Source organism: Acinetobacter sp. 243_ASPC (genome assembly GCF_001054715.1).
In the GTDB taxonomy this organism is placed as follows: domain Bacteria; phylum Pseudomonadota; class Gammaproteobacteria; order Pseudomonadales; family Moraxellaceae; genus Acinetobacter; species Acinetobacter soli.
The window spans coordinates 1-4,608 of the sequence record NZ_JVOR01000056.1; the positions used below are offsets into that span (position 1 = coordinate 1).

4 protein-coding genes and 1 pseudogene are annotated in these 4,608 nt (G+C 35.8%); 4 read left to right on the forward strand and 1 reads right to left on the reverse strand.

Going from position 1 to position 4,608, the window contains the following annotated elements:
• The first annotated feature begins 356 nt into the window (after positions 1-356).
• Complete coding sequence (locus ADA42_RS05875) at positions 357-1,298, forward strand: replication initiation protein (RefSeq protein WP_004729701.1); 942 nt, start codon at positions 357-359, stop codon at positions 1,296-1,298.
• Here the strand turns inward: ADA42_RS05875 and ADA42_RS05880 are convergent.
• Positions 1,288-1,557, reverse strand: coding sequence for a hypothetical protein (locus ADA42_RS05880; RefSeq protein ID WP_048764069.1), 270 nt, complete (start codon positions 1,555-1,557; stop codon positions 1,288-1,290). The genes ADA42_RS05875 and ADA42_RS05880 overlap by 11 nt on opposite strands.
• A 212-nt stretch (positions 1,558-1,769) precedes the next feature.
• On the opposite strand from ADA42_RS05880, the gene mobQ reads away from it, so the two are divergent.
• The 3 genes and pseudogenes from mobQ to ADA42_RS05900 all read left to right on the forward strand — a co-directional run bounded on the left by mobQ (position 1,770) and on the right by ADA42_RS05900 (position 4,099).
• Positions 1,770-2,723 carry a MobQ family relaxase gene (gene mobQ / locus ADA42_RS05885; RefSeq protein ID WP_048764071.1) on the forward strand — a complete coding sequence of 318 codons (954 nt, stop codon included), beginning with the start codon at positions 1,770-1,772 and terminating at the stop codon, positions 2,721-2,723.
• Positions 2,720-3,190 (forward strand): annotated as a pseudogene (locus ADA42_RS05890) (hypothetical protein). Before mobQ ends, ADA42_RS05890 begins: the two are co-directional and overlap by 4 nt.
• Before the next feature lie 480 nt (positions 3,191-3,670).
• Entirely contained in the window at positions 3,671-4,099 is a 429-nt protein-coding gene (locus ADA42_RS05900; protein WP_000877730.1) for a hypothetical protein, read from the forward strand.
• Positions 4,100-4,608 lie beyond the last annotated feature (509 nt).

Genomic DNA, 4,608 nt, shown 5'->3' on the forward strand with positions numbered 1-4,608 from the left:
GAGGTTAAAACGTCCGAGCTTTAGCGAGGGCATAGGGCTGTTTTATTTTCTGTATTTTCCTTTTTTATCTTTTAAAAAGCTTTTAAAAGCTTTTAGACCCCCTTCTAGCCCATATCTAGCAAGGCTTTCAGACTTTAAAAAAGTACTTTTACCGGACAACTAAGTACTTTTACCGGACAAAACGCATTTAAAAAAGTACTTTTACCGGACTTAAAAAGTACTTTTACCGGACATTAAGGTACACAAATTTAGATGTACTTTTTTTAAAAAAGTACAAAAATAATAGTCAAATTTTAAGCAATAATATACTATATAGGTACATATTCGAAAAAGTACTTAATAGGCATTGTAGTTATATGGACGAAAATAAAAAAACGTATCCACCTTCTTGGGTTGTGATGCAAAATAATATTCAAGAATGTTTTAAGAGTATGAATATTGATGAAAAGCGTATATTGATACTTGCTAGTCCAATTGCTAGAACTACTCAAGCAACAGAAAAAGATCCTATTATGATTACCGCTGAAAAATTCGCTGAAGAGTGTGGAATTAAAACGCATTCAGCATATACACAGTTAGAAGTAGCAAGTAGAAATCTGATTAAGCGTAGTTTTTCTTATAACAATGAAAGAGGGAAACGTGTTCTGTCTAATTGGGTAATTGATTGCATTTATGAAGATGGAGGTATTGCAATTCGATTCCCTGAGATCGTTTTATTGATGCTTACAGAATTTGATAAATTAAATCCATATACAAAGTACAAAAAAGACATCGTACTTAGTCTAAAAAAAGATTACTCATTCGATTTTTATCACTTAGCTAAAAAACATCAGGCTATGGGAAAATTTGAAATGTCTTTAGAAAAAATAAGAACTGAATTTGGCTTACCTGAGTCTTATCACGATCTAAGTAATCTAAAAAAACGTGTTATCAATCCATCACTAGATGAGATCACAGCTAATACAGATATTGCCCTAACTTATGAAAACGTTAAAAAAGGGCGTTCTGTGGTTGGCTTTAAGTTTACTGTCAGAGAGAAGCCCAAGCCTAGATTAATAGCATCAGAGCGAGAGCAAGAAACACTAGATATATTCCGCAGTCTGTCTGATGGTCAAATCAATACCTACAGCTCTATTTTGTCAAAAGTAGGTAGTATTAGTGATCTAGCTGGAGCAAAAGACTATCAAGCATTTGCAATTTGGATTGCTAATATTTTACGAGATCCAAAATCAGTCAGAGAGGAAACCGCAAAACGTATATTTAAAGCCTTGCGGACTGAAACAGATTTTAAAGGTTAAAAAGCTGTCTATCCCGATCTTCTGTTAAATACTCGTTGAGTTCAGCGAGTATTTTTTCTTTATTGGCTTCATTGGCATTCATTTTTTTAATCAAATAAGAACCAAGCAAAATTTTACGTCTAGTATCGTCCTTTCTTTCCTGCTCTTTTTGCTTTGATTTTTCTCTAGCTTCGATAGCCTGTTTACGAGCCTTTAACTGTTTCAACTTTTCTAACTGGGCTTCAATTTTCTTTTCGAGAGTTTCAGCAGCTTTTGTCATAATTCAGATTTCGGGATATAGAAAACCACTCAAGCATAAGGCCCTATGAATTGAAATTCAAGCGGGCTATATGCTATCGTGTTTTTCATGAAATGCGCACTTACGACTTTGATTTCATCCAAGTCAAAGTTTGCGTAAGGGGAATCCCCTTAACCCCAAAAATCGCTACGCAATTTTTAAAAGCAAGAGCAAAACCATTACAAGGCTAAGGCATGGCAATTTATCACTGTTCGACGAAGACCATTAACCGAAGTTCGGGACGAACTGCGGTTGCATCTATGGCTTATCGTGCAGGAGAAAAATTGAAAGATGAACGAACAGGATTAACGCACGACTTTACGAGAAAAGAAGGTGTGGTTTATACCGAAATTATTTCTAATTTGGATATTGGATTAGACCGAAGCCAAGTCTGGAATATGGCAGAAAAATCAGAGAACCGAAAAGATGCCCGAACAGCACGTGAATGGGTGATTGCTTTGCCTGATGAATTAGATGAAGAACAACGAAAAGAACTGGCAAAAGAGTTTGCGCAATCTTTAGTAGATCGTTATGGAGTAATTGCGGATTTAGCCATTCATGCGCCTAGTCAGAATGGCAGTGATAAAAATCATCATGCGCATATCTTACTGACAACGCGCAAGGCCGAATTAGATCCAGAGCAGGATTTAGTTCTTAAAGATAAAGCCGATATTGAGTTAAGTAATACCAAAAGAAAAACACTTGGTATGGGAACAAGCCAGGAAGAAATTAAACAGATTCGAGCCATCTGGGCAAACTTAGCCAATCATGCTCTGGAATATGCAGGTTATCAGGAAAGAATCGACCACCGCAGCTATGCCGATCAAGGTAATCAGCTACAAGCCACCATACATGAAGGCAGTAAAGTCACCCAGATGCGCAGAAAGGGCATAGATACTGAAATTAGCCGTTTCAACGACACGATCAAACAGCAGAACAGCCAGCAGCTCCAATACAAACAACAGCACAAGAAACAGACCTTAGAACAGGGTTTCAACCGTGTTGAAAAAGGCTTTGAGCAATGGAAGAAAGATCAGGAAGCTAAACGCCTAGAACTGGAACGTAAACAGCAATTGAAGCTACAGCAAGAACAAGCCATGAAGCAGAAACACCGCAAAAGCATGAAAAGAAGTGGACCATCGCTATGAGCAGCCAAAATGATTTAGACGACCAGTTATATATTTTATTGGCATCCATGAAGGAATACAGGGAAGCCATAGCAGACGATAACAAGCGATTAGAGACGTTTTACAATAAAGTAGCTAGTGGGGTACTACAATAGAGCAAAAAAACCCTAAATAACGCAAATCAGGAAGCTACACGCGCCCTTCAAGGTCGTATTCAGGAGTTAGATAAAGCCACCGATAAATTGAACTACAGATTTATTGCCTTGTTGTGTGCAATTTTCCTTAGTCTGGTATTAGTTTTCCTGTCTTTTATATTTTTATTCATTCCAAGTTTTGATGAAATCCAGCAGCGTCGAGCAGAAGCAGCTTGGTTAGAACAGAGTTACAACCTAGATATTAAAAATTGTAATGGTAAAGCTTGTGTACGGATCATGAAAAATGACTGTCACGGAACGAATAAAGATTACTGTGTGATTGATCCTAAATAATTACTGGTAAGTACTTTGCTCGGTTCTTCTCTTAATCTTATCAATACCGGATGTCGCAAAGTGGCTCGACTTTGAAACATGGCAAAAGCCATATTTCAAAGTGTCGAGCTTTACTTTTCATTTTCTATGTCCTATCTATTTGTCATAAGGAAGCATACTTTCATAGCACTAATAGTGGACTTAATCATGAGAATGTATTTGATTTTCCTGGCTTTTATAATAATGTTTCTTATTTTAACTCTAGTTGTTAAATCCAATAATGATCGGAAAAAATTTGAAGTATTCAATGAAATAGAGACAATAAACAAGTTGATACAAAAAAAACCATAATTTTTTTATGGTTTTTTATATTTTCAAATAGTGTTTTAGCAAAAATAATTAAATTTCGTATAACAATCATTATGTTAAATAGAATCAAAAAACCTCCAATAAAATCGTTATAGTATTATTATTTATTGAGTAGATAAGAGAATTAAATTAGTGAAATACTCAAATGAAAAAATAGTAAAAGCTCTCTTACTTTCTCCTTTACCACTACTTTTTTTCACAGCAGTCCTGTTTATCGTAATGAATCAGGAATACAGCCTATACTCGATTTTAGTGGTTCTTGTAGGGCACGGTCTTGTCTACTTGGCTTATTGTATTTTGACTGTACCTTTCAGCTTCATATTCTCAATTCTTTTAAATCGTTATAACAGTCTTAATTTATTAACTATCTGTATTGCCTCTATAATTATTGCTACTCCATTTTTTATTCTTTTTGGATGGAGCCACACAGGAGAAATTTCGAAAGAGTGGTGGAAGATGTATACAGATACATGGACTATCTTTATGGCTCTATTTCCTGGCTTATGTTATTGGCTATTTCTGATTAACCTAAAAGATAAGAAATCAAAGAATATTGAATAAACCATTGCATAGAGATTCTTAAATTTCCCTAAAATTAACATAATACACCTTATACGAAATGCGTTATAATTCCACTTAGAAATCAATGCTGTAGTTTCTAGTTTATAGCCCAATCGAGCCCGTTTGGGCTTTTTTTATGATTTTTCATGTTCCACGGATATTCTTTAATCAATGTTCCACGGTTTTGATTAGATATTTTAATCATTCCAGTAAGAGCCGAGCGAGTGTCTACGAGCGACCACCTAGCATTAAAATTTCGCTCCTGCCTTTTCCCTGATTACAAGCTCACTTTTGCTTCGTAACGAAAGATACAGAGCATCCCGAATGGGTGCGAACTGTATTGGTCAAATTCTAGACGAGCGAAGCGAGCATAAAAACTACTGAGCGAAGCGAAGGCATAGTTTCTTTTTTTATTAAATCCTCAATTCATATTTGAAAAAAACAGCCCCTCAACCGAGCGAAAGCGAGGTTAAAACGTCCGAGCTTTAGCGAGGGCATAGGGCTGTTTT

What these genes read in the sequence shown, in the direction of transcription:
- ADA42_RS05875 (WP_004729701.1), top strand. Translation starts at nt 357, where the DNA reads ATGGACGAAAATAAAAAAACGTATCCACCTTCTTGGGTTGTGATGCAA.
- ADA42_RS05880 (WP_048764069.1), bottom strand. Translation starts at nt 1,557, where the DNA reads ATGACAAAAGCTGCTGAAACTCTCGAAAAGAAAATTGAAGCCCAGTTA.
- mobQ (WP_048764071.1), top strand. Translation starts at nt 1,770, where the DNA reads ATGGCAATTTATCACTGTTCGACGAAGACCATTAACCGAAGTTCGGGA.